This is a genomic window from Catellatospora sp. NPDC049133 (assembly GCF_040648455.1).
In the GTDB taxonomy this organism is placed as follows: domain Bacteria; phylum Actinomycetota; class Actinomycetes; order Mycobacteriales; family Micromonosporaceae; genus Catellatospora; species Catellatospora aurea.
In genome coordinates this window covers 37,592-63,457 of the sequence record NZ_JBEZDT010000026.1, presented here as the reverse complement: position 1 = coordinate 63,457, position 25,866 = coordinate 37,592, and the positions used below count along the sequence as shown (strand labels likewise).

Genomic DNA, 25,866 nt, shown 5'->3' with positions numbered 1-25,866 from the left:
GTCGGATTGCCGACCGCTGGCGCAGCCCGCTGACCAGGCCGAACGGCGTCCGGCGCGGACCGGATGCGGACGACTGCCGCGCAGGCACTAGCTGATAGTGGCGCGGGCGTCGCACAATGCTGATCATGCGTTGGTTCGGTCCCCGGTGCCCCGTCAGTCCCGAGGAGGACGCCTGGGTGGCGTCGTCCCTGACGTGGCTCGTGGGCGAATTCGGCCGTGGGCCGCTGGAACTGCCGCCGGTGCGCCCGGCTGACCTGGTGCCCGCCGGCTACGGCGGTGGCGTGCAGGAGGCGCGCACCCTGCTCGACGCGATCTGCCTGCGGATGGGCGTCGATCCGGTGCGGGTGGAGCTGGAGCTGCACTCCGGCGAGGTGCCCGACGGGCACCTGCGGCTGCGCGACGGCCACCCGGTGATCGGAGTGGCGTTCGGCCACGCCGCCGACCCGGTGCCACTGGTCGCGACCATCGCGCACGAGCTGGGGCATGTGCTGCTCGTCGGTGACGGGCGCATCAAACCCGACCAGCCCGACGCCGAGCGGCTCGCCGACCTGGTCACCGTCTACTTCGGGCTGGGCGTCTTCGGCTCCCGGGCGGCGGTGCGCTGGTCGCGCCGACGCGCCGGTCTGGCCCGGCCGCTGTACGCGTACGCGCTGGCCAACTACGCCTGGCTACGCGGCGAGAGTGCGCCGGACTGGCTCGGCGAGCTGCGCTTCGGCTCGCGCGTGCGGGTGCGGCGCGGGCTGCGGCACCTGGCCTACCGCGCGGCGGACCCGGCCTCGGCCCACTCGCTGTAGGGCGTGCCGTCGCGCAGCCGCGCCAGCGCCGCGCCGGTGTAGCCGACCAGTGGCGTGGGCAGCTTGCGCAGCGAGAACCAGTGCAGGTCGGCGCATTTGTCGGGCTCGGCGTTGACCGGGCTGCCCGACCACTGCCGCACCTGGAAGAACAGGTTCAGCCGCGGCGGGGACTCGTGGTAGTGCAGCAGGTGCACGAGTTCGGCGTGCGCCGGGTCGAGGGTGAGGCCGAGTTCCTCGGCGGACTCGCGCACCAGCGCGTCCAGTGGGGACTCGCCCGCCTCCAGGTGCCCGGCCGGCAGGTGCCAGCACCCGTCGGACCAGCCCGTGTTGACCCGCAGCCCCAGCAGCACGTCGTCGTCCCGCCGCAGGATCAGGTGTACCGCGACGATCGCCTGTGCCCTGTGCTTCACCTGCGCATTCTCGAACACCTGTACGATCTTCGTCAAGCGGCGCGCCGCGCCGCGCGGCGGACCCGCCGTTAGGATGCCGCCATGAACACCCCCGTCACCACCGCCGCCGACTCCAGCGTCAAGCCGCTGCGGCTGCTGTTCACCCTGGCGCTGCTCGGTTACGTCGCGCTTTACCTCGGTTTCCAGTTCCTGCACTGGATCCTGCCCGCGCAGAACACGACGCTGATCTCCCGGTCGCAGTCGGCCGGTTTCCTGGACCTGTTCCTGATGGCGTTCCCGCTGCTGGCCGTCCTGATCGCCACGCACATGAGCCCGCAACTGCCGGGCTCGAAGATCTTCGCGCTGGTCGCGCTCATCGAGTACGCCGCGGCGATCGTGTTCGGCGGCGTCACGTTCCTGATCGGTCTGGGCGGCTTGGGCTGGGTCGACACCTTCCCGGAGACGATCGACGCGCTCGGGCACGTGGTGCTCACGATCGCCCGCCTCGGCCTGGTGGCCCTGGCCGGATACGCCGTGCTGCGGGTGTTCCTGGCCCTGGGCGGCCGCGTGACGCTGCCGTCTGCCCTCAACCCGCCCGCCTAGGTCGCGGGAGTCCACATGGGCAGCCGGGTCCTGCTGCTGGCCACCAAGGACACCATCGCGCACCGGCGGCGCGCCGGGCGCGAGTCCGTCGCGTCCGGCGCGGAACTGCTGGCCGCGGTGGGCCCGGTCGGCGCGCAGGTCACCGTCGTGGACGTGACGTCCGAGCCGGGCTGGGACATCTCGCCGACGACGATGCTCGCCCTGGGCCGGCGGGTCCGGCAGGCGGCGGGGGAGTACGACGGCGTGGTGCTCACCCACGGCGTCGACACCGTCGAGGAGACCGCGTACCTGGTGGACCTCATGGCGGGTCCGGCCGCCGAGCGGGCCGCGATCGTGCTGACCGGCGCGGTCCGGGCGCTCGACGACCAGGACAGCGACGGGCCGGGCAACCTGGCGGCGGCGCTGGCCGCCGCGGCGGACCCGGCGACCCGGGGCCTGGGCGCGGTGGTCTGCGCGGCCGGGCGACTGCATGCCGCCCGCTGGGTCACCCTGGCCGACGCGTGCGAGCCGGGCGGGTTCACCTCGGCGCCGTACGGCCCGGTGGCCCGGGTCGCGGACGGCCGGGTCGAACGGCTGACCGTCGCACCACCGCGCCCGCCGTACGCGGGCGGGGAGCCCGAGTGGGACGTCGCGCTGTTCAAGACCTATCCCGGCATGGACCCCGACGTGCTCGGCGGCCTGGCCGACCTCGGCGTGCAGGGGGTCGTGCTGGAGGGCACCGGCCAGGGCAACGTCCCGGCGAGCCTGCTGGCCGCGATCAGCGACCTGCTCGACGACGACATCCCGGTGGTGATCGCCTCCCGCAGCCACTACCGGCCGGGTCCGGGCGAACCGCCCCGCGACATGGGCATGGCCGTGCGCCTGGGCGCGATCCCGGCCTACGGCATGCGCGCGGAGAAGGCCCGCGTCGCCCTGATGGCCGCCCTCGGCGCCGCCCCCGGCGTCGCCGCCGCCCGCACCTGGTTCACCCACCTCTGACCCGCCCCGTACGGGGCGCGGAGCGCTCATGATCGTCCGACTTGCCGGGCAAGTGGGCGAGAGTGCGCTCAAGATACGCACGAGTGCCAGGCAAGTCGGGCGATCATGACACGTGCGGGTGGGCCTTTCACCCGGGTGGCGGCGGTTTCACCGGTCTCGACTACCGCGTCGCACATCCTGTCCGTCCAGGTGTAAGACAGTTGACTGTCAATGGCGATGATTTGCCCTAGTCTGCGGCTTGAATACCGTTGCCGCGCCGTGCGCGGAAGAGCTGGGGAGCGCCATGGACGTCAGGACCGTCGGCGGCACGACGCGTCTGCAGCCGGACTTCACCAGGGTCAACGAGCTGGCCGTGCGGACAGAACGGCTGCCGCGGCGCGAACGTGACGGCGTGCTGCCGTTCCCCGCCGCGATGTGGCTGTGGGTCGGCCTGTCGACGCTGCTGCGCCTGGCCCTGTGGGCGGCCGGGGCGGTGCTGGCCGTGGGCGTCGTCGCGGCGGCGGCGGTGCTGCCGGGTGTGCCCGGCCCGGTGCTGTTCGCGGCGGCGGCCGCGGCGCTGGTCGCGCTGCTGGTGCGGGTCGCCCGCGGGCTGCGGCGGCGCAGCGAGGCGAGCCGGCAGGCGGCCGTGGCCCGCGAGTACTGGTCCTGGCGTCGTCCGCCGTCCCGGTTCGAGCACGAGCCCGCCGCCCTTGACCTGCCTTCCTGGCTGGGCGACCCGCTGCACCGCAGGCTGCTGCGGCTGGTGCGCCCGCGCCGGACCGCCCCGCACGCCGACCGGGTGCGCTGGGCCCACCGCTGGGCGCGCAGCCGCGAGCTGCGCACGGTGGTGCCCCGGCTGACCGGCGTCACCGCGCTGGCCGCGGTGCTCACCGTCGGCGCGTGGCGGGCCGGCTGGCTGGGCGCGCAGGCCCCGGCAGCGGTGCCCGCGGACGTCGAACTCGGCGGCCGGGTGCCCAACCCGGACGTGCTGCCCGCGCTGGACGTCGCGGTCGCCGCGGTGGCCGACTACGCCTGGCACCTGGTGGACATGGTGCCGATGCTCGGGCTGGCCGACGTGCTCGGCTGGTCGCGCCCCGCGGCGCTGGCCGCGGGCGGGCTGCAGGACGGCCTGGCGGTGGCGTACCGGGTCGCGGTGCTGCTGGTGCTGGCGGCGACCGCGGTCGCCCTGCTGGGCCGCCGGGTCGAGGTCGACGCCAAGCCGCCGCTGCTGGCCGGGCAGGTCGAGCGGGCGCTGGTGGAGGAGCTGGTGCAGGCGCGGCGGCTGCTGGAGGGCGGGTCCGGGCGGCACGACAAGCGCCTGTTCACCGCCGCCTGCCGCCGCCTGCGCGCCGACGCCGTCGCCGTGCCCGCGCCGTACGAGCAGTGGGACGCCGAGTCGCTGTGCCACGCGCTTGCGCTGGAGCAGTCCTGGATGACCGACTGGCGGGTGCCCGAGCAGCGCTCCGTGCCATTTTGACCGGACGCTTCACAGCAGAAGCATGCCTGTGCACGGGAGACACTGAGGAACGCTGAGCGCGGTCGTCGACAATATGGAGCCAGCGAGGTGCCATGCTCTAGGCTCGCCGTGATCCAGGGGCGCTGGCGCAAACCGGGATACGCGCGGGAGCGGGTGCCTCATTCGGCCAGCGCAAGCGACGCTAACATCGGTGAGTTCTGTTCCGGCAGCGACATTCAGGAAAGGCAGCGCGAGTGACCACCAGTGGAATTGTGGACGTCCATGAAGAGCTGTTTGAGGGTGAGGCTACCGGTCTCGAGGTCGAGCAGTTCTCCGACGGTGATCCGCACAAGCCCTGGGACCCTGACAAGATCCGCGTGAGCACGAAGACGTTCTCGCTGCGCAACATCATCGACATGGTGAACGAGAAAAGCCTCGAACTGGCACCCGACTTCCAGCGGAACAAGGTTTGGAAAGCGCGGCAGAAGTCCCGCTTGATCGAATCGATCCTGCTTCAGATCCCGCTGCCTGCCTTCTATTTCTCCGAAGACGCCGATGGCATGCTTCGGGTGGTGGACGGACTCCAGCGGCTGTCCACGGTGCTGGCGTTCACCGGTGGCGACGATGACAGCTTCGCACTCGAGAACCTTGAATATCTAGATGAGAGCAAGATCGGCAAGACATTCGACTCGCTCGAGGCGGCGTTGCGGCGCAGGCTGCACAATACGCAGATCGTTGTCCACGTCATTGACCCGACCACGCCGCCTGAGGTCACGTACAACATCTTCAAGCGGCTCAACACGGGCGGCACCCCGCTGAATGCGCAAGAGATCCGACACTGCATGACAAAGGAGCGCAGTCGGAACTTTCTCCGTGACTGCGCGGCGAACCCGAACTTCCATGTGGTGACTGGCGGAAGCCTGCGCAACAACGTTCGCATGGGCGATCGAGAGGCGGTGCTCAGATTCTGCGCGTTCCGCCTTCGGGGTCCGCAGGAGTACCAGCACGTGGCGAGTATGGACGCCTTCCTGTTGGAGACGTCTCAGATGCTGGATGACATTGGCCGGGTTTCCGATGAGGTCCTGAATCAGCTGCTGATCGATTTCGACCGTGCCATGGTAAATGCGTATGCAGTGTTCGGGGATCAGGCATTCCGCAAATGGTGGAGCCTCGATCAGAAAGGGCGGAACCCCATCAATCGCCCTCTGCTCGAAAGTTGGTCGGTCGCGCTCGCCGAACTCACGACGCAGCAAGCGGTCGCAGATGCGGAGGCGATTCGCAATGCCTCTTTCGAGCTGATGGGTGATCCGAAATTTGTTGAGGCGATCTCAACATCGACTGGCGACCGATTTAAGGTCGCTTATCGCTTCGAGCGGACGCGGGGAGCGGTCAAATAGGATGATCACGGGTTTGCAGGTCAGGAACTTCAAGCGTTTCAGTGATCTTCAGATCGAGCTTCGGGCCATGACGGTGCTCACCGGAGTCAACGGTTCGGGCAAGAGCACACTCATTCAAAGCCTGCTGCTGGCGCGGCATGCGACCGAGTTCAACGACCGCAAGTTTCTGCCGCTCAACGGGCCACACGGTCTGTCGCTCGGGGAGGCGTCAGACGTCCTCAACCTGGATGCAGCGGACCCGTACATCGACGTGGTCGTCAGGGCCGGCAATTTCGACTTCAGATACAAGTTCGCGGCACCAGACGAGAGGTCACTCAACCTTCAGATTGTCAGCCGCCCAGAGATCGCCCCCGCGCCGTTCAACGAGCATGGACGTCGGTTCGCGTATCTGACGGCGGAACGTCTCGGACCCCGTGACCAACTGCAGGTCAATGCAGAGGATGTGACTTGGCTGGGTGTCGGCGAGCAGGGCCAGTACACAGCGCAGATTCTGGCCACCGAAGGGTCCAGGGCCGTTCGCGAGAGTCTGGTGCATCCTGATAGCTCGACAGACAGCTCACGCACGCTCCGTGCGCAGGTCGAACGGTGGATTGGTGAGGTCGTCCGGCCGATCCGCATAGATGCCCAGTGGCCGCCCGGACTCAGCACGAGTGTCATAAGATTCGCCGAGCCCGGGTGGCGAGGAGAGCCGATCCGGCCGACCAACATGGGGTTTGGCTTCTCTTACACGCTACCGATTGTCGTCGGTGGCTTGTTGATGCCCCCGGATGGCCTGCTCATCGTTGAGAATCCGGAAGCTCATCTGCACCCGGCCGGGCAGTCGAGGCTCGGGCGGTTCCTGGCGCGCGTCGCTGGAAGCGGCGTACAGGTGATCGTGGAAACGCACAGCGACCACGTGGTGAACGGGATCAGGCTCGGCATCGCCGAGAACAGGTGGCTTGAGCACATGGATGCCGTCGTGCACTACTTCGGACAGGCAGCAGGTCCGGTGTCCCCCGCAACGTTGGAAGTGACGGAGAAAGGTGAGCTCAGTTCCTGGCCGGAAGGCTTTTTCGATCAGCTTGAGACTGACCTTGGGAGACTAGCTCGTGCGAGACGAAACGGGACGGCACAGAGTCGCGCTCGAGGAGAGCAGTCTGGATTTTCGCAGCCTTGATGCCGGCACACTGGAGAATCGCCTGGAGGACCTGAGCGACACGTTCGCGCTGGTGAGTTCAGCCGGGCACTCGGTGGTGGTGCATCCATGGCTATGGAGCGACGTCGAATGCCTCGATGGAGTTCCGATTCACGCGTTCCTGTTCGGTCAGTCGCCTGTGCGTGTCAGCCGCGATGTGAAGCTCAGGCTAGCCGCCCACTTGGATCGCAGTCCGATGTGGCCCGACACGGCCGAGGGCGGCGTCGACAAGATTCGGCTCACTCGCGCTGATGCAGGCGTACCGCCAATTGACATTGATATCGCGCTGTCGCTAGGAGTGGCGGCTGCCGATCCGCGGATCGAGCACCTCGCACTTCTCGCCTTTGGTGACCCGGCCAGGGGCGAGTGGTGGAAGATCGAAGGCCCGAGCGGCTCCGCCAATGCCTTTCGGTTCGGCGATGCGCGCAGGCTGGTCACCTTCTGGAGGTACCTATTCGAAGCCGAGGACGTGCCCGAGGCGGACTTCTTCTCGATATGCGTTCCAGCTTTCCCCGATCTGATCTTCCACGACGATCTGCGGTTCGGTCGGTTCGATGGTGACTATCTGGGTATTCGGAGCAAAGTGGTCTCGATCCTCGGTGCGCTAAACGATCATTTCTCGCGCTTGGTGGTCGAGCATAGCGGTGTGCCATCGGGGGTTTCGGCTGCCTTCGGCAGTCACGGGGTCGACCTGTCTCCTGAAAGCTCGAAGACGCGCAGCAGCTCCAAGTTGATGGCTCTTCGTACCGTTCAATTCGAGGGCGAGGCTGTCTCCGTGGAGTGGCACGCCAAGTTGGAGCCGCACAGGAACCGAATTCACTTCAGTCTGCCGATGGGTCACCGAGAAGGCCGGATCCTGATCGGAATCTTTGTAGACCACTTGCCCACCTAGGTTGCGGTTCGCGGTGAGGTCATGTCGAGACGGGCTTGCCCCCTGCAAGCCCGTCTCACGGTCCAGATCAGTTGAGGATCGCTGACGACGGCGGGTTGAAGTCGCGCACCGGCTTGTCCTTCAGGGCGTATTTCAGCGAGTTCGTCACCGCGTCCAGCGGCATGTTGTAGTTGCCGTCGCCGGCCACGTTCTTGACGTAGTCGGGGTCGGCGATGAAGCTCGCCGCGGCCAGTTCGGGCGTGAACCCGACGAACCAGGCGGCCCGGGTGTCGTCGGTGGTACCGGTCTTGCCGGCGATCGGGCGCTCCATCATCGGGTACACCCGGGAACCGGTGGACCAGTCGCCGCAGCTGCCGCGGGCGGCCTTGTATCCGGTGACGCAGCGCGCGGCGTCGGTGGCGGCGCGGGCGACGTCGGCGCTGAACGCCCGGTTGCACTGCGGGGCGGCGGCCTCGACCTGCTTGCCGTCGACGGTCGCGGTGAACTCCTGGCCGTCCGGGGCCTTGATCGACAGCACCGGGCTGGGCTTGCAGTACATGCCCTCGGCGGCGACGGTCGCGTACGCGTTGGCCATCTCCAGCGGGGTCGTGTCGGCCACGCCGAGCGTGAACGCGCCCCACTTGTCGGCGTGCTTGGGCGAGGCGTGCAGCCGGTCCACGTCGGTGTGCCAGACCAGGCCGATCCGCTCGGCCATGCGTACCGCCTTGTCCGAGCCCACCGCCTGCTCCAGCTGCACGAAGTAGGTGTTCACCGACTTGCCGAAGCCGGAGTACATGTTGTGCTTGCCGGTCATGCTGCCGCTGGCGTTGGACGGGCACCAGCGGTTGCCGCAGGCGGCCGGCCCGCCGGGCTCCACCACGTAGATCGAGGTGTAGCGGTGCGGGGCGTAGAACGACTTGGACATCTTCATGCCCGAGTCCAGCGCGGCGAGCATGGTGAACATCTTGAACGTCGATCCGGCCTGGTAGCCCGGGATGTCACCACCGCCGAGCAGCGGCGCGACGGTGTTCGGGTAGCTGCCCTTGACGTTGAAGGACCGCTTGATCGGGTCGGAGTTCGGGCCGTTCTTGCTCTGGTCCATCGAGTAGACCCGGTTGACGGTCATGCTGAGCACCCGGCCGGTGCCGGGCTGGACGACGACGTTGCCGTACGCCAGCCGCATGTCGGTCTTGGACCGGCTCAGCAGATCCTTCATCCCGAACGCCTGCAGCTGCGGGTCGAGGCTGGTGACCACCTTGTAGCCGCCGGTGCGCAGCTTGTCCAGGCGGGCGACGGGGTTGGGCCCGAACGCGGGCTGCTGCATCCACCAGTTCTTGAAGAAGTCGCAGAAGAAGCCCCAGTCGCGGGTGCTCGCCGGCACCGAGCCGCAGTCGCGCGGCGGGCTGCTGAGCTTGAGCTTGATCGGCTCGGCGGTCGCCTTGTTGGCCTGCTCGGTGGTGATGAACTTGAGCTCGGCCATCCGCCGGATCACGTAGTTGCGCCGGTCGAGGGCCGGGCCGGTCTGGTTCGCCGGGTCGAACGCCGACGGCGCCTTGACCAGTCCGGCCAGCGTGGCGGCCTCGACCAGGGTCAGGTCCTTGGGCTCCTTGGAGAAGAAGATCTGGGAGGCGGCGTAGATGCCGTACGCCCGGTGGCCGAAGTAGGCCATGTTCAGGTAGCCCTCCATGATCTGCTGCTTGGTCCACTGACCTTCCAGCTTGATCGCGAGGCGGATCTCGTTGAGCTTGCGCTGCGGGGTCTGCTCGGTGGCCGCGACGGCCTCCTGGGCCGTCTGGGCGCTGTCGCGCAGCGCCATGCGCACGTACTGCATGGTCAGCGTCGACGCGCCCTGGGAGACCTCGCCCTGCTGGCGGTTGGCCACGAAGGCGCGGGCGATGGACTGGAAGTCGACGCCCATGTGGGAGTAGAAGCGCGCGTCCTCGGCGGCGAGCACAGCGTTGACCACGTTCTGGTTCATCGAGCCGAGCGGCACGAACTTGCGGTGCTCGTCGTAGAACATCGTGATCAGCGACTTGCCGTCGTTGGCGTAGACGTACGTGGTCTGGCCGACCTGATGCTCCTTGAGCTGGGTCGGCAGGTTCTGATAGATGGCCGCGCCCTTCATGGCTCCGATGCCCGCCGGTACGGCCAGCGGTAGCGAGGCGAGGGCCAGCACGACCCCGCCCAGGACGCCGGTGCGGAGCATCCCGCTGTACCGGCCGAAAGCGCTGATTAACCGCTGCACCATAGCCACGAATATAGGCAGTTCAGCATACCGAAGTGAGGAAGATTCACTAAAGCGTATGCGGATGGTCCCGTGTGGAGAAGCTCAGCCCCGGAAGCAGTCGGCGGGCCTTCCCGCCACGTCCACCGGCTGGTGGGCGTAGACCAGGCCGGCGTGCGGATCGTCGGGCCGCCCGACCGACGCCGTCGTGATCACCAGCGTGTCCAGCCGGGGTCCGGCGAACGCACAGCTGGTCACCAGCGGGGTCGGCAGCGCGACCACCCGGTCCAGCCGCCCGTCGGGGGTGTACCGGCGCACCGCGCCCCCGGCCCACAGCGCCACCCAGACCCCGCCCTCGGCGTCCACGCACATGCCGTCGGGATGACCCTCGTCGATCCGCGCCAGCGTGCGCCGCGCCGTCGGCTCGCCGGAGCCGAGGTCGTAGTCGTAGGCGTCGACCCGGCCGGTCGGGGTGTCGATGTGGTACATCGTCGCGCCGTCGGGCGACCAGCCCAGCCCGTTGCTGATGGTCAGCCCGGTGAACACGGTGGCGAGCGCGTCCGCGCCCGGGTCCAGGCGGTACAGCGCCGCCGCGCCGGGGCGCTCGTCGTAGGCCATCGTGCCCAGCCAGAGCCGCCCCGCCGGGTCGGCCTTGGCGTCGTTGGCGCGCAGCCCGGCGGTGTCGCCGGGGAAGCCGGGCAGCCGCTGCTCGCCGCCGCCGGGCAGCAGGCGCACCGGACCTTCCGGCAGGCAGGCGACGAAGCCGCCGCCGCACACCGGCACCGCCGCGCCGACGTGCGCCGAGGTGCTCACCTCGCCGGACTCGTCGCCCTGCACCGAGCGCCACAGCACCCGGCTGCGCAGGATGTCCACCCACCAGACCCGGCCGTCCCGGTGCGCGTACAGCGGCCCCTCACCCAGCTCACAGCGCCGGGAGTCGAAGACCTCCACGTCCGACATCCGGGTCACCCCTCAGCCCGCCACGCGGGCGCAACGGTTGCCTTCACGCTCCACCTTAAACGCGGCCGAGCGGCTCAGAAGGCGCTCCGCCACATCGAGATGTCGCGGTACCGGACCCGCCACGGCGTGACGCCGATCTTGCCTTCGGTGGACACGCCCAGGATCACGCGGCCCTCCGGGAACTGCGTGTTCACCACCGGCACGACGACGCCCGCGGCCATGGTGAGCTCCTTGCCGCCCAGGAACAGGCGGAACTCCGATCCGGTGGCCGAGATCGCGACCCGGTGGAACCGGCCGAGCTCCAGTTTCTTGTCCAGCGGGAAATCGACCAGGGTCCGGCCGTTGCTCGGGTCGTCATCGGCGTGGCGCATCATGCGGACCTTGTCGTCACACACCCGCAGCTCGTAACCCCGCTGGGCGCGATACCGGAACCAGATCCCGGCGCAGGCACCCTCGTCGACCAGCGCCACGTCCACCTCGACCCGGAAGTCGCCGAGCGTGTCGTCCGGGCCGCTGCACTGGTAGCTCCAGTCCTTCAGCGTGGTCACCAGGAACGACTGGTTCTCGTAGCGGCACGTCGCCCCATCGGGGTCGTCCTCGCGCTTTGTCCAGCTCTGCGCCCGGTTCAGCTTCTCGACCCGGTACGGCGCGGGCTTGGACGGCTTCGGCGAGGCCGACGGCGACGGCGACGGCGAAGGCGAAGGGGATGGGGAGGGCGACGGCGACGGACTCGGCGACGGTGTGGGGGAGGCGCTGGGCGAGGCGGTCGGGGACGGCGCGGCCGCGAAACCGGCCGGCAGCGGCAGCGCCCCGGTCAGCAGTGCCACCGTTAGGCCGCCCAGCAGCAGCGTCGTCGCACCGAGCCCGGCCGCGACCGGCTTGGCCCACCGGGAGCCGCCCGGCCGGCGGCCGGCCTCGGGCTGCAGGTTGGTCAGGTCGGCGTCGACCACGGCGAACTTGCTGCCCGCCGCGGCCGCCGCCGCCGCCTGCCGGGGCAGCTCGCCGGAGCTCAGCGCCCGGTCCGGCCCACGGGTGAGCAGCCGGTCGAGCAGGTCGCGGGCGGTCGGGCGGTCGGCGGGGTCCTTGGACAGGGCCGCCTCGACCAGCTCGCGCAGCGGCCCGGTCAGGCCGTCGAGGTCGGGCTCTGAGGTCATGATGCGCACGGCGACCGCGGGCATCGAGTCGGCGGCGAAGGTGACCCGGCCGGTGCCCGCGAACGCGACCACCGCGCCCCACGCGAACACGTCCGCGGCCGGGGTCAGCGCCTTGCGCGCCTTGGTGTCCAGGCGCTCCGGGGCCATGTACGCGACCGTGCCGATGAGCTGGTCGGTGCGGGTGTTGCCGGGCTGCCCCTCGACCGCGCGGGCGATGCCGAAGTCGATGACCTTCGGGGTGCCCGGGGCCAGCAGCACGTTGCTGGGCTTGAGGTCGCGGTGGATGACGCCCGCGCCGTGGATCGCGGTCAGCGCGGTGGCCACGCCGATGGCCAGGCCGTGCAGGTTGGCCGGGGTCAGCGGACCGCGCTGCTGGACGACGCTGGACAGGCTCGGGCCGTCCACGTACTCGACCACCAGGTAGGGGGAGTCGTGGTCGGGGTCGGCGTCGAGGACCTCGGCGGTGCAGAACGGCGGCACCTGCTTGGCCCGCTCCACCTCGCTGCGGAAACGCTGCCGGAACTCGGGCTCCCCGGCCAGGTCGGCACGGATCACCTTGACCGCGACGAGGCTGTCCTGCGGGTCGCGGGCCAGGTAGACGCTGCCCATGCCGCCCTCGCCGAGGCGGCCCAGGAGCGTGTAACCGCCCAGCTCACGAGGGTCGCTGGGCCGCAGCGGCCGCGAAGCGTCGGCGCCGACCATGATGGACTCGTTCTCCCGTTCTCGATGCCCGCCAAGGCCGCGGCTCGACACGCCGCGGCCTTACGGACTGTCCCCGCTGAGTCACGCGACATCCTGCCATCCGCGGGCCGTCGCCGTAACCCTGCCGCGTCACCTGACGCGCGACGGGGGCCGGGAGGTTGCTCAGCTCGTGATGCGGTGCAGGATCAGATCGTGGACGTGGTGCGACTTCTCGTCCCCGCGGAACTCCATTTCGTACACATGCGTGCCGACGTTGATGGCGATCGCGCCCGTCGAGAAGAACTGCCCCGCCCAGGACTTGTTGCTGACCACGCTCACGCTGGTGATCTTCGAATAGGGGATGCTGGTGATGGCGGTCTTCTTGCCCACGAAGGACTTGTCCTGGATGATCACCCGGCGGTCGGTCAGCCCGATGAAACCCGTGCCCGTCCCGATGGCGTCGTACACGGCGATGACCTGCTCGCCGGGCAGCAGGCCGCTCTGGATCTGCTGGAGCTGCTCCTTGCGGTCGTACACGATGCTCGTCGTCATGCCCCGACGCTAATCACGCGCCGCAACCCGGCAGAGTCATGCGGAGCCCGCTCCGCATGACTCTGCCGGGCTCCTGATCACCCGCACCAGTCGGCCAGGACCTCGGCGGTGTGCTCGCCGGGCAGCGCCGGGGGCCGGTCCAGCTCGGCAGGGGTGTCCGAGAAGCGCGGCGCGGGTGCGGGCTGCGTCACACCGTCGTGCACCACATAGGTGCTCCGGGCGGCGAGCTGCGGATCGGTCGGCGCGTGCCCCATCGGCAGCACCGGGGCCACACAGGCGTCGTTGTCGGCGAACAACTGCGCCCAGTGCGCCTGCGGCTGCTGCGCGAAGCGCCGTGCCAGCAGCTCGCGCAGCCGCGGCCAGGACGCCCGGTCGTACTGCGGGGTGTCGGCGGGCAGGTCCAGCCGGGCCAGCAGCTCGGCGAAGAACTGCGGCTCCAGCGCGGCGACCGCGACGTGGCGGCCGTCGGCGGTGGCGTACACGTCGTAGAAGGGCGCGCCGCCGTCGAACAGGTTCACGCCGCGCTCGTCGAGCCAGGTGCCGCCCGCGTGCATGCCCCACTGCATCGCCGTCAGATGGGCCACACCGTCCACGATGGCCGCGTCGACGACCTGCCCCGGGCCGCCGCCGCGCACCCGCCACAGCGCGGCCAGGATGCCCGCGACCAGGTACATCGCACCGCCCGCGAAGTCGCCGAGCAGGTTCAGCGGGATCTGCGGCGGCCCGCCGGCCCGGCCGATCGCGTGCAGCGCGCCGGTGACCGCGAGATAGGTGAGGTCGTGCCCGGCCGTGTGCGCCCGCGGCCCGTCCTGGCCCCAGCCGGTGATCCGGCCGTACACCAGCTGCGGGCGGCGGTGCAGGCACACGTCCGGCCCGAAGCCCAGGCGCTCGGCGACGCCCGGCCGGAAGCCCTCGATGAGCACGTCGGCCCGGTCGGCCAGGCGCAGCAGCAGAGCCACGCCGGCCGGGTCCTTCAAGTCCACGGCGATCGCCCGCTTGCCGCGCTGCAGCAGGTCGAACCGCGGGTCCACGGCCGTGACGCCGCCGCCCGGACGGTCCACCCGCACCACGTCCGCACCCAGGTCGGCCAGGTACATGCCGCAGAACGGACCGGGGCCGATCCCCCCGACCTCGAGCACCTTCAAGCCGTCCAGCGGACCCATGGCGGTGATCGTACGCAGCTACTCGCGGCTGAAGGTCCACACCCCGTTGGTGTCGATCACGACCACGACCGTGCCGCGGGGCAGCATCGTCTCGCCGGTGAAGTCGCCCTCCTGGCTGATCAGCGTGGCGCTGTCCGCACCGATCGCCTGCACCGTGAACTTGCCGGTGCCGCGGTGGTCGAACGCGACCTTGACCGACTCCGCCGCCGTACGCGGGATCAGCAGCACGTCCGCGCCCACCCCGGACGCGTTGCCGCTGAACGTCTGCGCGGACGCCAGCGGGCGCACCACCATGCGCCAGCCGCCCTCGGCCTGGATGCTCACCGCGTCGGGCCGCATCTCGCCCAGGTCCAGCGGGCGTACGCCCTCGTAGCTCTCCGCGGCGCTGACCAGCGTCTGGATCTCCTGGCCGTCGGCCTTGACGGTGCGCACGACGAACGGGCCCGTGCCGGAGTAGGTGAGCGCGACGGTGTGGAAGGTGCTGCCCAGCTCGACCGGCACCACCTGTGGTCCGGTGCCCTCGAAGACCTGGTCCTGAGGGAGCGCCTCGGCGGCCTGCCGGCTCGGGGTCGGGATCGGCCGGCCCTGCGCCTGCTGCGTGGATCGGGCGTCGGGCGGTGAACCGACCTCGGTGGCACTCGGGTCGGCGACCGCGCCGGACGAACCGCCGATCCGGGTGGCGACGAAGCCGCCGACACCGACCACGGTGCACAGCAGCAACCCGGCCGCACCGGCCAATCCCCATACCCACCAGGGCTTGCGCCGGGCCGGAGCCGCGTGCGCGGGCACGTGCGTCGCCGCGTGCGCCGGCACGTGCGCCCCGTCGGGGCCCTGCGTGCCACCGGCCGCCGGGTCCGGCGACGCGGCCGCGAACGCCATGGCGGGCACGGCCCCGCCTGCCACCGGCACGCCGGCCGCCGGCACGTCCGCGATCGGCACACCCGCGACGGGCACGGCGACCGGCGTGTCCGGGGCTGGTTCTGCCGACGGCGGGTCCACCGGCGACGGCCAGGCGATGCCCGAGGTCAGCGGCGGGGCGGTGACCGGCCCGTACACCGGCGCGACCGGCCCGGTCACCGCCACGATCGGCTCGAATCCGGGTGTGTCCGCCGGGTCGAGCGGCTCGGGTCCGGCGACCGCGTTCGCGGCCACGAGTTCGGGTTCGGGATCGGCGGGTGCGGTGTCCGGTTCGGATGACGGCGGGATCTGTGCCGCCATGGCGCTCACCGGTTCCGCGATCCGGTCGCCCGCCTCCGGTGCATCCTCACCGTTGGCCGGATCTGCCCAGACCGGTGCGGCGGACGCGGCGGGTTCGGTTTCCCAGGCCGGGGTGGTCTGCTCGTCGGTCCAGGCCGGCGGGGCCGCATCGGCCAGGGCCGGTTCGGGCGCGGGCTCGGTGATCCAGTCGGGTTCCGCCGACAGCACCGGATCGACCGGCCAGGCCGGCTGCGGCCGCTCGTCGGACCACGCCGCCTGCGCGGCCGCGTCCATTGCCATCGCGGTCTGCGCGGCCAGCACCGGCTGCGCGGCCGGGAACAGGTCCGGCTGCCCGCTCGCCGCCGGCTGCGCGGCGTCGACGGCCGCTGTGGGCGCGGCCGCGTCCATCGCCGTCACCAGGTCAGCCTGTGCGGCCGCGTCCATCGCCGTCACCGGAGCCGACAGCTCGGCCCCGTCCATGGCCGTCAACAGGGCAGGCTCCGCCTGCAAGGACGGCTCGGGGCCGGTCGCGGCGGCTCCGGCGACCTCATCGGCCGCCGACCAGGCAGGCGCCGCCTCCGGCACCGGGTCGGACAGCGGGACACCGGCCACGGGCTGTTCGTCGGCCGGCGGGTCAGCGCCGATGAGCTCGTCGAGGCTGGTGAACGAATCGTCGTCGGGCAGTTCGAACATCAGCGTGGGGTCGTCGGCCCCGTCGCTGACCCAGAACTGCCAGTCCTCGGGCGCGGGTGGCCAGGCCGGGTCGGGCCGCCAGCCCGCCGGGGGCGTCCAGTCCTCCGGCGGCGTGGGCCATCCCGGTGGTGAGTGGTACTTCCAGCCCATGCGCCTACCCCCGTCGTGCTAGCCGCGGCGCACTGCGGTGCGCCGCGTAACCGGGGGTGACCTGATAATACGTGCCGGGTTCGGTTCGCGGGCGTGATCCACTGACGACGCTGCGCCACCGTGACCTTGTCGCGCGCCGCCCACCTCTGGTGTCATACGGGGGTATCGATCGTTCGGTGGCGGAGGCAGCGGTGGCGCGTACGAGGGAACCGGGCCGGGCCCACCGGGAGCGGCTGCTGCACATCCTGGCCCGCGGGCCGGAGCGGCCGTCGGAGCTGGGCTTGCGGGCCTGGCTGGGGGTGGCCCGGCGCACCGTGGTGGAGCTGCTCAACGACGAGCTGGCCGACCGGGCGGCGGCGCTGACCTATTACAGCGTGACCTCGATCCTGCCCGGTTTGCTGGTGCTGGTCGCCGGGGTGGGCCTGTTCGGCCGTCCGACCAGCGACGCGGTCGCCGAGAACCTGAGCGAGCTGACGCCGCCGCCGGCCCGGCACGCGGTGCTGGAGATCATCGACAACCTGCGCTACGACCAGCGGGCGGCGGGCGTCGCGCTGGCGGTCGGTCTGGCCATCGCGTTCTGGTCGGCGACCAGTTACATCGGCGGGTTCATGCGCGCCGCGAACGTGATCTACGACGTGCCGGAGGGCCGGCCGCTGTGGAAGACGGTCCCGGTGCAGCTGTTCGTCACCGCCGTGACCGGGGTGTCGCTGGCCGCGAGCGCGCTGGCGGTGGTGCTCAGCGGCCGGGTGGCCACCAGTGTCGGGCGCGCGTTCGGGGTCGAGGACACCACCGTGAAGATCCTCGACATCGCGAAGTGGCCGATCCTGGTGGTGGTGATCAACCTGCTGCTGGCGCTGCTCTACTGGGCCGCGCCGAACGCGCGGCTGGGCGGGTTCCGCTGGATCACGCCGGGCACGATGGTGGCGATGGCCACCTGGATCACCGTGTCGGCCGGGTTCGCGTACTACATCGCGACGTTCGACTCGTACAACCGGACCTACGGCGCGCTCGGCGGCGTCATCGTTTTCCTGGTGTGGCTCTGGCTGACCAACGTCGCGGTGCTGCTGGGGGCGAAGTTCGACGCCGAGCTGGGCCGGGCGCGGGCCATCGCGGCGGGCATGCCGCCCGACGCCGAGCCGTACCTGCCCCTGCGCGACGTGCCCAAGCAGGATCCCCGCAACGGGCTGCCCGCCCTGGAGGCGGGACCCGAGGAGCTGCCCGCGGCACCCGAGCGGCCCGTGGCCGAGCCGGCGGAGGAGGTACGGCCCGACGAGGGCCGGTCGTGATCAGGCCAGGGCGCGCTCGACGGCGCCGACCAGCTCCGGCGACTCGGGGGTGACCTGCGGGCGCAGCCGGGCGGTGACGGTCCCGGACCGGTCGACGACGAACTTCTCGAAGTTCCACTTGACGTCGCCGGCCTCGCCGTCGGCGTCGGCGGTCTGGGTGAGCAGGTCGTACAGCGGGTGCCGGTCGGCGCCGTTGACGTCGATCTTCTCGGTCAGCGGGAAGGTGACGCCGTAGTTGACGTCACAGAACTCGGCGATCTCCTCGGCGCTGCCCGGCTCCTGCCCGGCGAACTGGTTGCACGGCACGCCGAGCACGACCAGCCCCTGCTCGGCGTACGCCTCGGCGAGCTTCTGCAGCCCGGTGTACTGCGGGGTCAGCCCGCAGCGGGAGGCGACGTTGACGACGAGCACGGCCTTGCCGCGGTACTGGGCGAGGTCGGCGTCGCCGCCCTGCAGGGTCTTGATCGGTACGTCGTAAAGGCTCATGGTGGCCAACCATAGCGCCGGTGCCCGGACCGGCTCCGGTCTGCCACGATGTCGGTCATGACGAGCATCGAGCCCGATTCGGCCGTGAGCCCGGCGGCCCGCGCGGCCCGCGCCGCGGGATGCGCCTTCGTGTCCCTGGCCGTGTGGATGGGCGTGGCCTACGCGGTGATCCAGCTGCGCGGCTGCACCGGGGAGGGCATGCGGTGCCTGGGCGACGCGATCGGGATCATGTTCCTGTGCCTGCTGGGCGCGGCGGTGTCGATGTGGGGGCTGCTGCGGCTGGCCCGGGTGCGCCCGGCATGGCTGGTCGCGGTGGCCGGGCCGCTGGTGTTCCTGCTGCTGGCGTTCGGCCTGGCGGGCAGGTTCTTCCTGGGCACGCCGCAGCTGTGGGTGGTCGCCATCATGGCGGCGTACGCGCTGGGTGCGGTGCTGGCCGACCGGCGGGTCTCGGCACGGGCGCGGTGGATCACGGTGGGTGTACTGGCCGTGCTGCTCGTCGCGGGGCTGTTCCGGTTCTGACCGGAGCCGCCGAGGACCTGAGTGACCGTTCAGGTTACTTCGCAGTAGGCTGCTGTCATGCGTGATGCGGTGATCATCGGAGCGGTCCGTACCCCCGTCGGCCGGCGCAACGGCGGCCTGGCCGGCGTGCACCCCGTCGACCTGGCCGGGCAGATCCTGCAGGACCTCGGCGACCGCACCGGGTTCGACCCGGCCGACGTGGACGACGTCATCCTCGGCTGCGTTTCGCAGACCGGCGAGCAGTCCTGGAACATCGGCCGCAACGCGGTGCTCGCCGCGGGCTGGCCGGAGACCGTGCCCGGCACCACCCTGGACCGCCAGTGCGGCTCCAGCCAGCAGGCCGTGCACTTCGCCGCCGCGACCGTGCTGTCCGGGCAGGCCGACCTGGTCGTGGCCGCGGGCGTGGAGTCGATGAGCCGCGTGCCGATGGGCTCCTCGGTCGGCGAGCTGGGCTTCCCGTACGGGCCCGAGGTGCGCAGCCGCTACGCCGGGGTGCCGGGCTTCGCCGGGGACGCTCCTGTGCCGTTCAACCAGGGCGTCGGCGCGGAGATGATCGCCGCCCGGTGGGGCTTCGGCCGGGCTCAGCTCGACGAGTACGCGCTGGCCAGCCACGAGAAGGCGGCCGCCGCCAGCGACGGCGGGCTGTTCGCCGCGGAGATCGCCCCGGTCGGCGACGTGTACGCCGACGAGGGCATCCGGCGCGAGACGTCGCTGGAGAAGCTGGGCCAGCTGGCGACCCCGTTCAAGGCCGACGGCGTGGTCACCGCGGGCACCGCGTCGCAGATCTCCGACGGCGCGGCCGCGATCGCGGTCACCACGTCGGCCTGGGCCGCCGAGCACGGGTATGCCCCCATCGCCCGCGTCCACACCGCGGTCGTGGCCGCCGACGACCCGGTGATCATGCTCACCGCGCCGATCCCGGCCACCGCGAAGGCGCTCAAGCGGGCCGGGCTGTCCATCGCCGACATCGGCGCGTACGAGGTCAACGAGGCGTTCGCGCCGGTGCCGCTGGCCTGGCTGGCCGAGACGGGGGCGGACCCGGCCCGGCTCAACCCGCGCGGCGGCGCGATCGCGCTGGGCCACCCGCTGGGCGCCAGCGGCGCGCGGCTGCTGACCACGCTGGTCCACCACATGCGCGACAACGGCATCCGCTACGGGCTGCAGACGATGTGCGAGGGCGGCGGCATGGCCAACGCCACCGTCATCGAGCTGCTGTAGCGCCGGGCAGCCCGCGCAGCTTGCCGCGCACGGCGGCCGCCTCGGCATGGCCCAGTTCCTCGAAGATCTCCAGCGCCCGGGTCCAGTAGGCGGTGGCGGCGGCCGCGTCGCCCACGGCGTGGTGGCTGTCGCCGAGGTGGGCGTTCGTCTCCGCCTCGCCGAACCGGTCGCCGAAGTCGAGGTACAGCGCCAGGGTCTGCTCGTAGCAGCCGATCGCCTGCGCGTGGTCGCCTAGCTGGGCGTGGGCGTAGCCGAGGCTGTCCAGGGTGTGCGCCTGCCCGTTGCGATCGCCCAGCTCGGTGAACAGCGCCAGCGCCCGTCCGCAGTGGTCGAGCGCGGCGCCGTGGTCGCCGGCGAGGCCGCGGTACCAGCCGATGCCGTTGAGCGCCCGCGCCTGGCCGGGCAGGTAACCGGCGGTGGTGTACAGCGCCAGCGCCTGCTCGGTGTGGTGCAGCGCCTGCTCGGTGTCGCCCTGCATCTCCAGCGCGACGCCGAGGTTGTGGTGGGTGTGGCCCTGCCCGGCGTGGTCGCCGACCGCCCGGTACTGCTCCAGCGCCGCGTGGAAACTCGCCAGCGCGTCCTCGTGGCGACCCAGCCGCACCTGCGTACGGGCCACGTGCCGGTGCAGGTGGGCCTGGGCGTGCCGGTCGCCGAGCCGGGCCGTCGCGCCGAGCGCCGCGGTCAGCACGGTGATCAGGTCGGACCAGTGCCCGCGCCGGTCCAGGTAGGTCGTCAGCTGCCAGGACAGCTGCCAGGCCCGCCGGTCCCAGCCGGCCGCCGCAGCGCGGTTCACCGCCGCCACCAGGCAGGCGTGCTCGGCGGTGAACCAGCGGACCGCCGCCGCGGCGTCGCCCGGGTCGTCGACCAGCGCGCCCTCGACCGGGTCGTCGACCGGCAGCGGCTGCCGGACAGCCTCCAGCCGCAGATCAGCCCGCCGGGCGGTGTGCAGGTAGTGGTCGAGCAACCGGCCGAGCGCGGCGAGGCGCTTGGGTTCGGCCTCGTCCTCCTGGGCCAGCTCGGCGGCGTACAGGTGCAGCAGGTCGTGGCACTGGTAGCGCCCCGGGACGTGCTCGGTGACCAGGTGCGCCCGTTCCAGCTCGTCGAGCGCGGCCTGCGCCGCCGCGAGCGGCGCCCCGGCGAGGCTCGCCGCGGCGGGCACCGCCAGATCCGGGCCCGGGTGCAGGCCGAGCAGCCGGAACATCCGGGCGGCGGGAGCGCTCAGCGCGCGGTAGGACCAGGAGAACACGGCCCGTACGTCGGTCGCGGCGTCCCAGCCGGTGAACGCGTCCAGGCCCGCGCCCTCGGCGTGCAGCCGCTCGGCCAGCTCGGCCAGTGGCACCTCGGCCGAGATCGCGGCGCGGGCGGCGACGACCGCCAGGGCCAGCGGCAGGCCCCCGCACATGCGCAGCAGCCGCGCGACCGCCTCCGGTTCGGCGGCCGCGCGGTCGGCCCCGATCCGGCGGCTGAGCAGCTCGCGCGCCTCGGCGTCGTCGAGCAGGCCCAGGGTCAGCGGCCGCGCGCCCTCGGTGGCGACCAGCGCGGGCAGCTGATCGCGGCTGGTGACCAGCACGAGGCAGGTCGGCGACCCGGGCAGCAGGCGGCGTACGTGCTCAGCGTCGCGCACGTTGTCGAGCACCACCAGCACCCTCTTGCCGGCCAGCAGGCTGCGGTACAGGCCGAGGCTGCCGTCGAGGGTGGCCGGGATGCGCTCGGGCGGCACCGCGAACGCGTCGAGCAGGCTGCGCACCGCCTCGGCGGGGCCCATCGCGGTGCCGTCCGGGTCGTAGCCGCGCAGGTTGAGGTAGAGCTGGCCGTCGGGGAAGCGCTCGGCGACGCGGTGCGCCCAGTGCACGGCCAGGGTCGTCTTGCCCACGCCGGCGGTGCCCGAGATCGCCGAGATCACCACGGTGGTCAGGCCGGCGGCGCGGTCGGCGGGCAGCAGACCGGCCAGCCGGGCCAGCTCGGCGGCGCGGCCGCTGAAGACGGGCGTGTCCGCGGGCAGCTGCGCCGGGACGGTGCCCCCGGGCCCGGCCGGGGCGGCGTCGGTGAGTGTGTCCAGCTCGGACACGGTGAGACGGTCCAAGCGCGGGTCGTCGCGCAGCACCGCGGCGTGCACCCGGCGCAGCGCCGCGCCCGCGTCGATGCCCAGCTCCTCGGCCAGCCGGGCGCGCGCGGCCCGGAACACCTCCAGGGCCTCGGCGCGCCGTCCCGCCCGGTAGTGGGCCAGCATCAGCAGGGCGAGCAGGCTCTCCCGGTACGGGTGGGCAGCGGCCAGCGCGGCCAGTTCGGGACCGGCCTCGGCGTGGCCGCCCAGGTCCAGGCGCAGGCCGAGGCTCTCCTCCCGGGCCCGCAGGTGCTCGTCGGACAGCCGCCCCACCTCGTCGGTGAGCAGCGCGTCGGCGGGCAGGTCGGCGTACGGCTCGGCACGCCACAGCGCCAGCGCCTGCTCGAACAGTTTCGCGGCGGCCCGGTCGTCCCCGGCGCGGCGCGACGCCCTGGCCTGGCCGAGCAGGTCGGCGAACGCGAGGCTGTCCAGCTCGGCGGCGGTGGCGGCGATCCGGTAACCGCCCGGACCGTGCGAGACGCGGGCCGGGTCGCCGAGGGCGGTGCGCAGGCGGTGCACGTACACCTGCAGGGTCTTGCGGGCGGTGGCGGGCGGGTTGCCGTCCCAGAGCGTGTCGGCCAACCGGTCCGCGGAGATCGGCTGGTTGGCCCGGCTGAGCAGCGCGGCCAGCAGGCGGCGCAGCATCGCGGCCGGCAGCTCCACCGGCTGCCCGGCACGGTGCACGGCCAGCGGTCCCAGCACGCCGAAGGTGATCACACTTGCTCCCATGTCCCGCCCAGGGTGTCCGACCGTCGCTTCGATGGTCAAGTCAGCGCGCAACCGCCGCGCAACCGGCCGCCCGCAGGATGGCGGCCAGCGCATTGGGGCGTGGCGATGCGGCCTGTCGGTCTGTCAACGGGGGCGGGCCGCCGGGCCGCCCTGCGCCGTGCGCAAAGCCGCTGGCGCGAGCCGGGCCCGGCACGCTACAACACCGGTATGCGTGTGACGCCGTTCGATCCCCGGCTGGGGCTGCGCGAGCAACTGGCGTGCTGGCACGAGGTGGCTGCCGCCGCAGGCGCCCATGACGATCCGGGGCACCGTTCCCTGCCCCCGGCGGCGCGGGCGGCGGCCCTGCTGGCACCCCGCCCGGACGGTCGGGTGCTGCACTGGCTGGGCTGCGCCGGCGGCGAGGTGGTGGGGCTGGCCGAACTGTTCCTGTCCGATCGGGAGAACCTGGGCTGGGGTTTCGCCGAGGTGACCGTGCATCCGCGGCACCGCCGGTCGGGTCACGGGTCCGCGCTGCTGGCCGCGATGCGCGTGGCCGCGTCCGAGCAGGGCCGGGACACGCTGGTGCTGAGCGCGGCGCAGGGCGGCCCGGGTCCGGCCTGGGCGGCGGCGGTCGGCGCGCGCAAGGCGCAGGAGCTGTGGGAGTCCGAGGCCGACCTGGGCGTGCTCGACCCGGCCTCGCTCGGCGACCGCCCCGCCTCCGGCTACCGGCTGGTGTCCTGGTCCGACGAGGCCCCCGAGGAACTGCTCGCCTCGTATGCCGCGGCCGTGGACGCGATGGCCGACTCGCCCGACGGCGGGCTCGGCTACCGGTCCGCGCCGAACACGCCCGAACTGGTGCGGGCCCGGGAACGCTGCGCGCGGGCGGCCGGTTTGCAGCGGCGGGTCGTCGCGGCGGTGCACGAGGCCAGCGGCACGGTGGCCGGGCTGACCGTGCTGGAGATCCCGCTGCTGGCCCCGGAACTGGCCCACCAGGACGACACCGTGGTGGTGCCCGCGCACCGGGGGCACGGGCTCGGGCTGTGGGTGAAGGCGGAGATGGTGCGCCGGCTGGCCGCCGACGGCGGGGTGGTGCGCCGCGTGCACACCACCACCGACCCGTCGAACAGCCGCATGCTGGCGATCAACGAGCGGCTGGGATTCCGCCGCGTCGGCGTGCGGGAGCAGTGGACGCTGCCCGTCTGATCACTGCACGCAGAACTCGTTGCCCTCGGGGTCGGCCAGCACCACGTGGTGGCTGCCCGGCTCCTGCACCTCGCGCAGGATCGTCGCGCCGAGTCCTTCCAGGCGCTTGACCTCGTCGTCGCGGCGTTCCGGACCTGCGTGCAGGTCCAGGTGCAGGCGGTTCTTGCCCTGCTTGGGCTCGGGCACGCGCTGGAACAGCAGCCGGCGGCCGAGGCCGACGCCGGTGAACGGCTGCACCGGGTCGTCGGGGTGGCGCACCGCGACCAGGTCGCGGAACGCCTTGCGGCCGGCGGTCTCCAGGTAGACGTCCGGACCGATCGCGCCCTGCGCCACCAGCTGCTCGACGAGGGCGGAGTTGTCCTCCACCTCGTATCCCAGGGCCTGCGCCCAGAACGCCGTCTGCGCGTGCGGGTCGGCGCAGTCGATGACGACCTTCCAGTCCAGTGCCATGACGGTCTCCTCTCGTCCGGTCGGTACCTGCGCCATGTAACCACCGCGCACCGACAGCACCCGGCCGCTGAACGCAGCAAGGTGCGCGCCCTGCGGGAGCGGCGCGCACCTGGAACGGGTCAGGTCAGCTCCTGTCCCCGCCACCCTTGTTCTGCTTCCAGGACCAGGGGCCGGGCAGGTCCACCCGGTGTGCCCGGGTGCGGGAGTTCCACGACCAGCGGCCGATGCGGAGACTCCAGGAGGACAGGCCGCCCTGCGTGAAGTTCAGGCGCAGGGGGCCGAGTTTCCAGGTCTTGCGGAACAGCAGGCTCATGCACCCCATGTAACCGCACACGCACCACTCAAAACGTGTCGGCGCGTGCCAGAAGTCCGGCGCGGTCGAGCGGGTCCACTTCGGTCGCCCCGACCGTGCACGCGTGAGCCCCGGTGATCGCGCCGTAACGTGCGCAGACGTCCGGCGGCAGGCCCTGTGTCAGACCGTACAGGAAGCCCGCGGCGAACGCGTCGCCCGCACCGTTGGAGTCCACCACCGGCCGCGGCGGCCGCACCGCGGCGAACCGGCGTACCGCCTGGTCATCGCGGGTCAGCAGGTGGCCGCCGCGGTCGCCGTCGGTGGCCACGGCGATCCGGGCCCGGCCCAGCGCCAGCACTCGGCGCAGCGCGGCTTCGGGGTCGGCCAGCGCGGCGGCCGAGACGAACACCACATCGGCGGCCGCCGCGAACTGCTCGTGGTACGGGTTCTCGCCGTCCCAGTCGTGCAGGTCCGTGGAGACCGTCACGTCCAGCGCCGCGAGCTGCGCCAGGGCGAACGAGCCCGGATGGGTGATGCACACGTGCACGTGCCGGCAGCCCGCGGCCAGCTCCGCCAGCAGCGGCTCGGGGAAGCGGTCGTGCTCGCCGCCGCGGCTGATGTCGTACAGCGACAGCCGCCGCCCGTCCGGGCCGACCAGGTTGACCGCCCGCTTGGTGCCGGTGCTGCTCGGCAGCTCGGTGAGGGCGATGCCCGCCCCGGCGTGCAGGGACCGCACCAGCGCGCCCTCGGGGTCGTCGCCCAGCACGTCGACGTGGTGTGTGCGCAGGCCCAGCGCGGCCAGCCCGAGCGCGAGGAAGTCCCCGGTCTGCCCGGCCCGCGTGGTGATCGCCGGAACCAGGTAGCTGTCCGCATAGGGCAGCGGCAGCTGCGGGACCTCGACGATGGTGTCCACCCCGGCACCGCCGAGCACCAGTACGTCGAAGGGGGCGTGATGAGGAACACGCATGAGGTGTCGCCTTCCGCGTCGAGGGGTAGTCGACGTTTCAGCCCGTACGGTCCGCAGGCAGGTCATGCGGTGTCCGCCGAGGTCGCGACAGGTCGCTGTCGATGATCACGGACGCGGGCAGTGACGTCAAGACGTCACCCGCTCGACAGGCGACATTGGCGAACGCCTTCTAGGCTCCTTGAGCTGTGCCCCCGGTGCGACTGCCGGGGATTCGAAAG

General features: G+C 71.8%; 23 protein-coding genes. 11 read left to right on the top strand and 12 right to left on the bottom strand.

What is annotated here, in order from left to right; translation table 11 throughout:
* Nucleotides 1-125: 125 nt before the first annotated feature.
* Nucleotides 126-794, top strand: coding sequence for a hypothetical protein (locus tag AB0B35_RS27330; RefSeq protein WP_361050256.1), 669 nt, complete (start codon nucleotides 126-128; stop codon nucleotides 792-794).
* Here AB0B35_RS27330 and AB0B35_RS27325 read toward each other — a convergent pair.
* Nucleotides 755-1,204 carry an NUDIX domain-containing protein gene (locus AB0B35_RS27325; RefSeq protein WP_361050253.1) on the bottom strand — a complete coding sequence of 150 codons (450 nt, stop codon included), beginning with the start codon at nucleotides 1,202-1,204 and terminating at the stop codon, nucleotides 755-757. The two genes, AB0B35_RS27330 and AB0B35_RS27325, sit on opposite strands and share 40 nt — an antisense overlap.
* An 81-nt stretch (nucleotides 1,205-1,285) precedes the next feature.
* On the opposite strand from AB0B35_RS27325, the gene AB0B35_RS27320 reads away from it, so the two are divergent.
* The 6 genes from AB0B35_RS27320 to AB0B35_RS27295 all read left to right on the top strand — a co-directional run bounded on the left by AB0B35_RS27320 (nucleotide 1,286) and on the right by AB0B35_RS27295 (nucleotide 7,662).
* Nucleotides 1,286-1,786, top strand: coding sequence for a hypothetical protein (locus tag AB0B35_RS27320; RefSeq protein ID WP_361050251.1), 501 nt, complete (start codon nucleotides 1,286-1,288; stop codon nucleotides 1,784-1,786).
* A gap of 15 nt (nucleotides 1,787-1,801) precedes the next feature.
* Nucleotides 1,802-2,764, top strand: coding sequence for an asparaginase domain-containing protein (locus tag AB0B35_RS27315; RefSeq protein WP_361050248.1), 963 nt, complete (start codon nucleotides 1,802-1,804; stop codon nucleotides 2,762-2,764).
* A 283-nt stretch (nucleotides 2,765-3,047) separates the two neighbouring features.
* Entirely contained in the window at nucleotides 3,048-4,220 is a 1,173-nt protein-coding gene (locus AB0B35_RS27310) for a hypothetical protein (protein ID WP_361050245.1), read from the top strand.
* Between the two features lie 233 nt (nucleotides 4,221-4,453).
* Nucleotides 4,454-5,596: a DUF262 domain-containing protein gene (locus AB0B35_RS27305; RefSeq protein WP_361050242.1), complete on the top strand. Its 1,143-nt coding sequence runs from the start codon at nucleotides 4,454-4,456 to the stop codon at nucleotides 5,594-5,596.
* Nucleotide 5,597: 1 nt separating this feature from the next.
* On the top strand, nucleotides 5,598-6,752 hold the full coding sequence (locus AB0B35_RS27300; protein ID WP_361050239.1) for a DUF3696 domain-containing protein: 1,155 nt from the start codon (nucleotides 5,598-5,600) through the stop codon (nucleotides 6,750-6,752).
* Entirely contained in the window at nucleotides 6,685-7,662 is a 978-nt protein-coding gene (locus AB0B35_RS27295) for a hypothetical protein (protein ID WP_361050236.1), read from the top strand. Before AB0B35_RS27300 ends, AB0B35_RS27295 begins: the two co-directional genes overlap by 68 nt.
* 67 nt (nucleotides 7,663-7,729) lie before the next feature.
* Here the strand turns inward: AB0B35_RS27295 and AB0B35_RS27290 are convergent, their stop codons facing one another.
* The 6 genes from AB0B35_RS27290 to AB0B35_RS27265 form a co-directional block, all read right to left on the bottom strand.
* Nucleotides 7,730-9,889 (bottom strand): transglycosylase domain-containing protein, encoded by a 2,160-nt coding sequence (locus AB0B35_RS27290; RefSeq protein WP_361050233.1) that lies wholly within the window; start codon nucleotides 9,887-9,889, stop codon nucleotides 7,730-7,732.
* An 81-nt stretch (nucleotides 9,890-9,970) separates the two neighbouring features.
* On the bottom strand, nucleotides 9,971-10,825 hold the full coding sequence (locus tag AB0B35_RS27285; RefSeq protein ID WP_361050230.1) for an SMP-30/gluconolactonase/LRE family protein: 855 nt from the start codon (nucleotides 10,823-10,825) through the stop codon (nucleotides 9,971-9,973).
* 74 nt (nucleotides 10,826-10,899) lie between these two features.
* Entirely contained in the window at nucleotides 10,900-12,681 is a 1,782-nt protein-coding gene (locus tag AB0B35_RS27280; protein WP_361050227.1) for a serine/threonine-protein kinase, read from the bottom strand.
* A gap of 162 nt (nucleotides 12,682-12,843) precedes the next feature.
* Nucleotides 12,844-13,212, bottom strand: coding sequence for a PH domain-containing protein (locus AB0B35_RS27275; RefSeq protein ID WP_360534624.1), 369 nt, complete (start codon nucleotides 13,210-13,212; stop codon nucleotides 12,844-12,846).
* 77 nt (nucleotides 13,213-13,289) lie between these two features.
* Complete coding sequence (locus tag AB0B35_RS27270) at nucleotides 13,290-14,375, bottom strand: CaiB/BaiF CoA-transferase family protein (RefSeq protein WP_361050224.1); 1,086 nt, start codon at nucleotides 14,373-14,375, stop codon at nucleotides 13,290-13,292.
* Between the two features lie 18 nt (nucleotides 14,376-14,393).
* The gene (locus AB0B35_RS27265) at nucleotides 14,394-16,415 is read right to left on the bottom strand and encodes a hypothetical protein (RefSeq protein WP_361050221.1); all 2,022 of its coding nucleotides are present in this window, start codon (nucleotides 16,413-16,415) and stop codon (nucleotides 14,394-14,396) included.
* Nucleotides 16,416-16,606: 191 nt separating this feature from the next.
* On the opposite strand from AB0B35_RS27265, the gene AB0B35_RS27260 reads away from it, so the two are divergent.
* Nucleotides 16,607-17,701: a YihY/virulence factor BrkB family protein gene (locus AB0B35_RS27260; RefSeq protein ID WP_361050218.1), complete on the top strand. Its 1,095-nt coding sequence runs from the start codon at nucleotides 16,607-16,609 to the stop codon at nucleotides 17,699-17,701.
* Here AB0B35_RS27260 and AB0B35_RS27255 read toward each other — a convergent pair whose 3' ends face one another.
* Entirely contained in the window at nucleotides 17,702-18,187 is a 486-nt protein-coding gene (locus tag AB0B35_RS27255) for a glutathione peroxidase (RefSeq protein WP_361050215.1), read from the bottom strand.
* 57 nt (nucleotides 18,188-18,244) lie between these two features.
* Between AB0B35_RS27255 and AB0B35_RS27250 the strand changes: the two genes are divergently transcribed.
* Together AB0B35_RS27250 and AB0B35_RS27245 are read left to right on the top strand one after the other, a co-directional pair.
* Nucleotides 18,245-18,706, top strand: a complete 462-nt coding sequence (locus tag AB0B35_RS27250; RefSeq protein WP_361050212.1) for a hypothetical protein — start codon at nucleotides 18,245-18,247, stop codon at nucleotides 18,704-18,706.
* A gap of 57 nt (nucleotides 18,707-18,763) precedes the next feature.
* Nucleotides 18,764-19,924, top strand: a complete 1,161-nt coding sequence (locus AB0B35_RS27245) for an acetyl-CoA C-acyltransferase (RefSeq protein ID WP_361050211.1) — start codon at nucleotides 18,764-18,766, stop codon at nucleotides 19,922-19,924.
* Here the strand turns inward: AB0B35_RS27245 and AB0B35_RS27240 are convergent.
* Complete coding sequence (locus tag AB0B35_RS27240; RefSeq protein WP_361050208.1) at nucleotides 19,908-22,757, bottom strand: BTAD domain-containing putative transcriptional regulator; 2,850 nt, start codon at nucleotides 22,755-22,757, stop codon at nucleotides 19,908-19,910. The two genes, AB0B35_RS27245 and AB0B35_RS27240, sit on opposite strands and share 17 nt — an antisense overlap.
* Nucleotides 22,758-22,964: 207 nt before the next feature.
* On the opposite strand from AB0B35_RS27240, the gene AB0B35_RS27235 reads away from it, so the two are divergent.
* Nucleotides 22,965-23,939 carry a GNAT family N-acetyltransferase gene (locus tag AB0B35_RS27235; protein WP_361050205.1) on the top strand — a complete coding sequence of 325 codons (975 nt, stop codon included), beginning with the start codon at nucleotides 22,965-22,967 and terminating at the stop codon, nucleotides 23,937-23,939.
* Here the strand turns inward: AB0B35_RS27235 and AB0B35_RS27230 are convergent, their stop codons facing one another.
* The 3 genes from AB0B35_RS27230 to AB0B35_RS27220 form a co-directional block, all read right to left on the bottom strand.
* Nucleotides 23,940-24,389, bottom strand: coding sequence for a VOC family protein (locus tag AB0B35_RS27230; RefSeq protein WP_361050202.1), 450 nt, complete (start codon nucleotides 24,387-24,389; stop codon nucleotides 23,940-23,942).
* A 124-nt stretch (nucleotides 24,390-24,513) separates the two neighbouring features.
* Nucleotides 24,514-24,702 (bottom strand): DUF4236 domain-containing protein, encoded by a 189-nt coding sequence (locus AB0B35_RS27225; RefSeq protein WP_360534604.1) that lies wholly within the window; start codon nucleotides 24,700-24,702, stop codon nucleotides 24,514-24,516.
* A gap of 28 nt (nucleotides 24,703-24,730) precedes the next feature.
* Nucleotides 24,731-25,648 (bottom strand): PfkB family carbohydrate kinase, encoded by a 918-nt coding sequence (locus AB0B35_RS27220; protein ID WP_361050199.1) that lies wholly within the window; start codon nucleotides 25,646-25,648, stop codon nucleotides 24,731-24,733.
* Between the last annotated feature and the right edge of the window lie 218 nt (nucleotides 25,649-25,866).

Excerpts from the sequence above, each read along its gene's own strand:
- AB0B35_RS27310 (WP_361050245.1), top strand. The coding sequence starts at position 3,048 with ATGGACGTCAGGACCGTCGGCGGCACGACGCGTCTGCAGCCGGACTTC.
- AB0B35_RS27320 (WP_361050251.1), top strand. The coding sequence starts at position 1,286 with ATGAACACCCCCGTCACCACCGCCGCCGACTCCAGCGTCAAGCCGCTG.
- AB0B35_RS27280 (WP_361050227.1), bottom strand. The coding sequence starts at position 12,681 with ATGGTCGGCGCCGACGCTTCGCGGCCGCTGCGGCCCAGCGACCCTCGT.
- AB0B35_RS27315 (WP_361050248.1), top strand. The coding sequence starts at position 1,802 with ATGGGCAGCCGGGTCCTGCTGCTGGCCACCAAGGACACCATCGCGCAC.
- AB0B35_RS27290 (WP_361050233.1), bottom strand. The coding sequence starts at position 9,889 with ATGGTGCAGCGGTTAATCAGCGCTTTCGGCCGGTACAGCGGGATGCTC.
- AB0B35_RS27225 (WP_360534604.1), bottom strand. The coding sequence starts at position 24,702 with ATGAGCCTGCTGTTCCGCAAGACCTGGAAACTCGGCCCCCTGCGCCTG.
- AB0B35_RS27235 (WP_361050205.1), top strand. The coding sequence starts at position 22,965 with ATGCGTGTGACGCCGTTCGATCCCCGGCTGGGGCTGCGCGAGCAACTG.
- AB0B35_RS27220 (WP_361050199.1), bottom strand. The coding sequence starts at position 25,648 with ATGCGTGTTCCTCATCACGCCCCCTTCGACGTACTGGTGCTCGGCGGT.
- AB0B35_RS27250 (WP_361050212.1), top strand. The coding sequence starts at position 18,245 with ATGACGAGCATCGAGCCCGATTCGGCCGTGAGCCCGGCGGCCCGCGCG.
- AB0B35_RS27270 (WP_361050224.1), bottom strand. The coding sequence starts at position 14,375 with ATGGGTCCGCTGGACGGCTTGAAGGTGCTCGAGGTCGGGGGGATCGGC.
- AB0B35_RS27255 (WP_361050215.1), bottom strand. The coding sequence starts at position 18,187 with ATGAGCCTTTACGACGTACCGATCAAGACCCTGCAGGGCGGCGACGCC.
- AB0B35_RS27300 (WP_361050239.1), top strand. The coding sequence starts at position 5,598 with ATGATCACGGGTTTGCAGGTCAGGAACTTCAAGCGTTTCAGTGATCTT.
- AB0B35_RS27330 (WP_361050256.1), top strand. The coding sequence starts at position 126 with ATGCGTTGGTTCGGTCCCCGGTGCCCCGTCAGTCCCGAGGAGGACGCC.
- AB0B35_RS27240 (WP_361050208.1), bottom strand. The coding sequence starts at position 22,757 with ATGGGAGCAAGTGTGATCACCTTCGGCGTGCTGGGACCGCTGGCCGTG.
- AB0B35_RS27275 (WP_360534624.1), bottom strand. The coding sequence starts at position 13,212 with ATGACGACGAGCATCGTGTACGACCGCAAGGAGCAGCTCCAGCAGATC.
- AB0B35_RS27285 (WP_361050230.1), bottom strand. The coding sequence starts at position 10,825 with ATGTCGGACGTGGAGGTCTTCGACTCCCGGCGCTGTGAGCTGGGTGAG.
- AB0B35_RS27230 (WP_361050202.1), bottom strand. The coding sequence starts at position 24,389 with ATGGCACTGGACTGGAAGGTCGTCATCGACTGCGCCGACCCGCACGCG.
- AB0B35_RS27245 (WP_361050211.1), top strand. The coding sequence starts at position 18,764 with ATGCGTGATGCGGTGATCATCGGAGCGGTCCGTACCCCCGTCGGCCGG.
- AB0B35_RS27265 (WP_361050221.1), bottom strand. The coding sequence starts at position 16,415 with ATGGGCTGGAAGTACCACTCACCACCGGGATGGCCCACGCCGCCGGAG.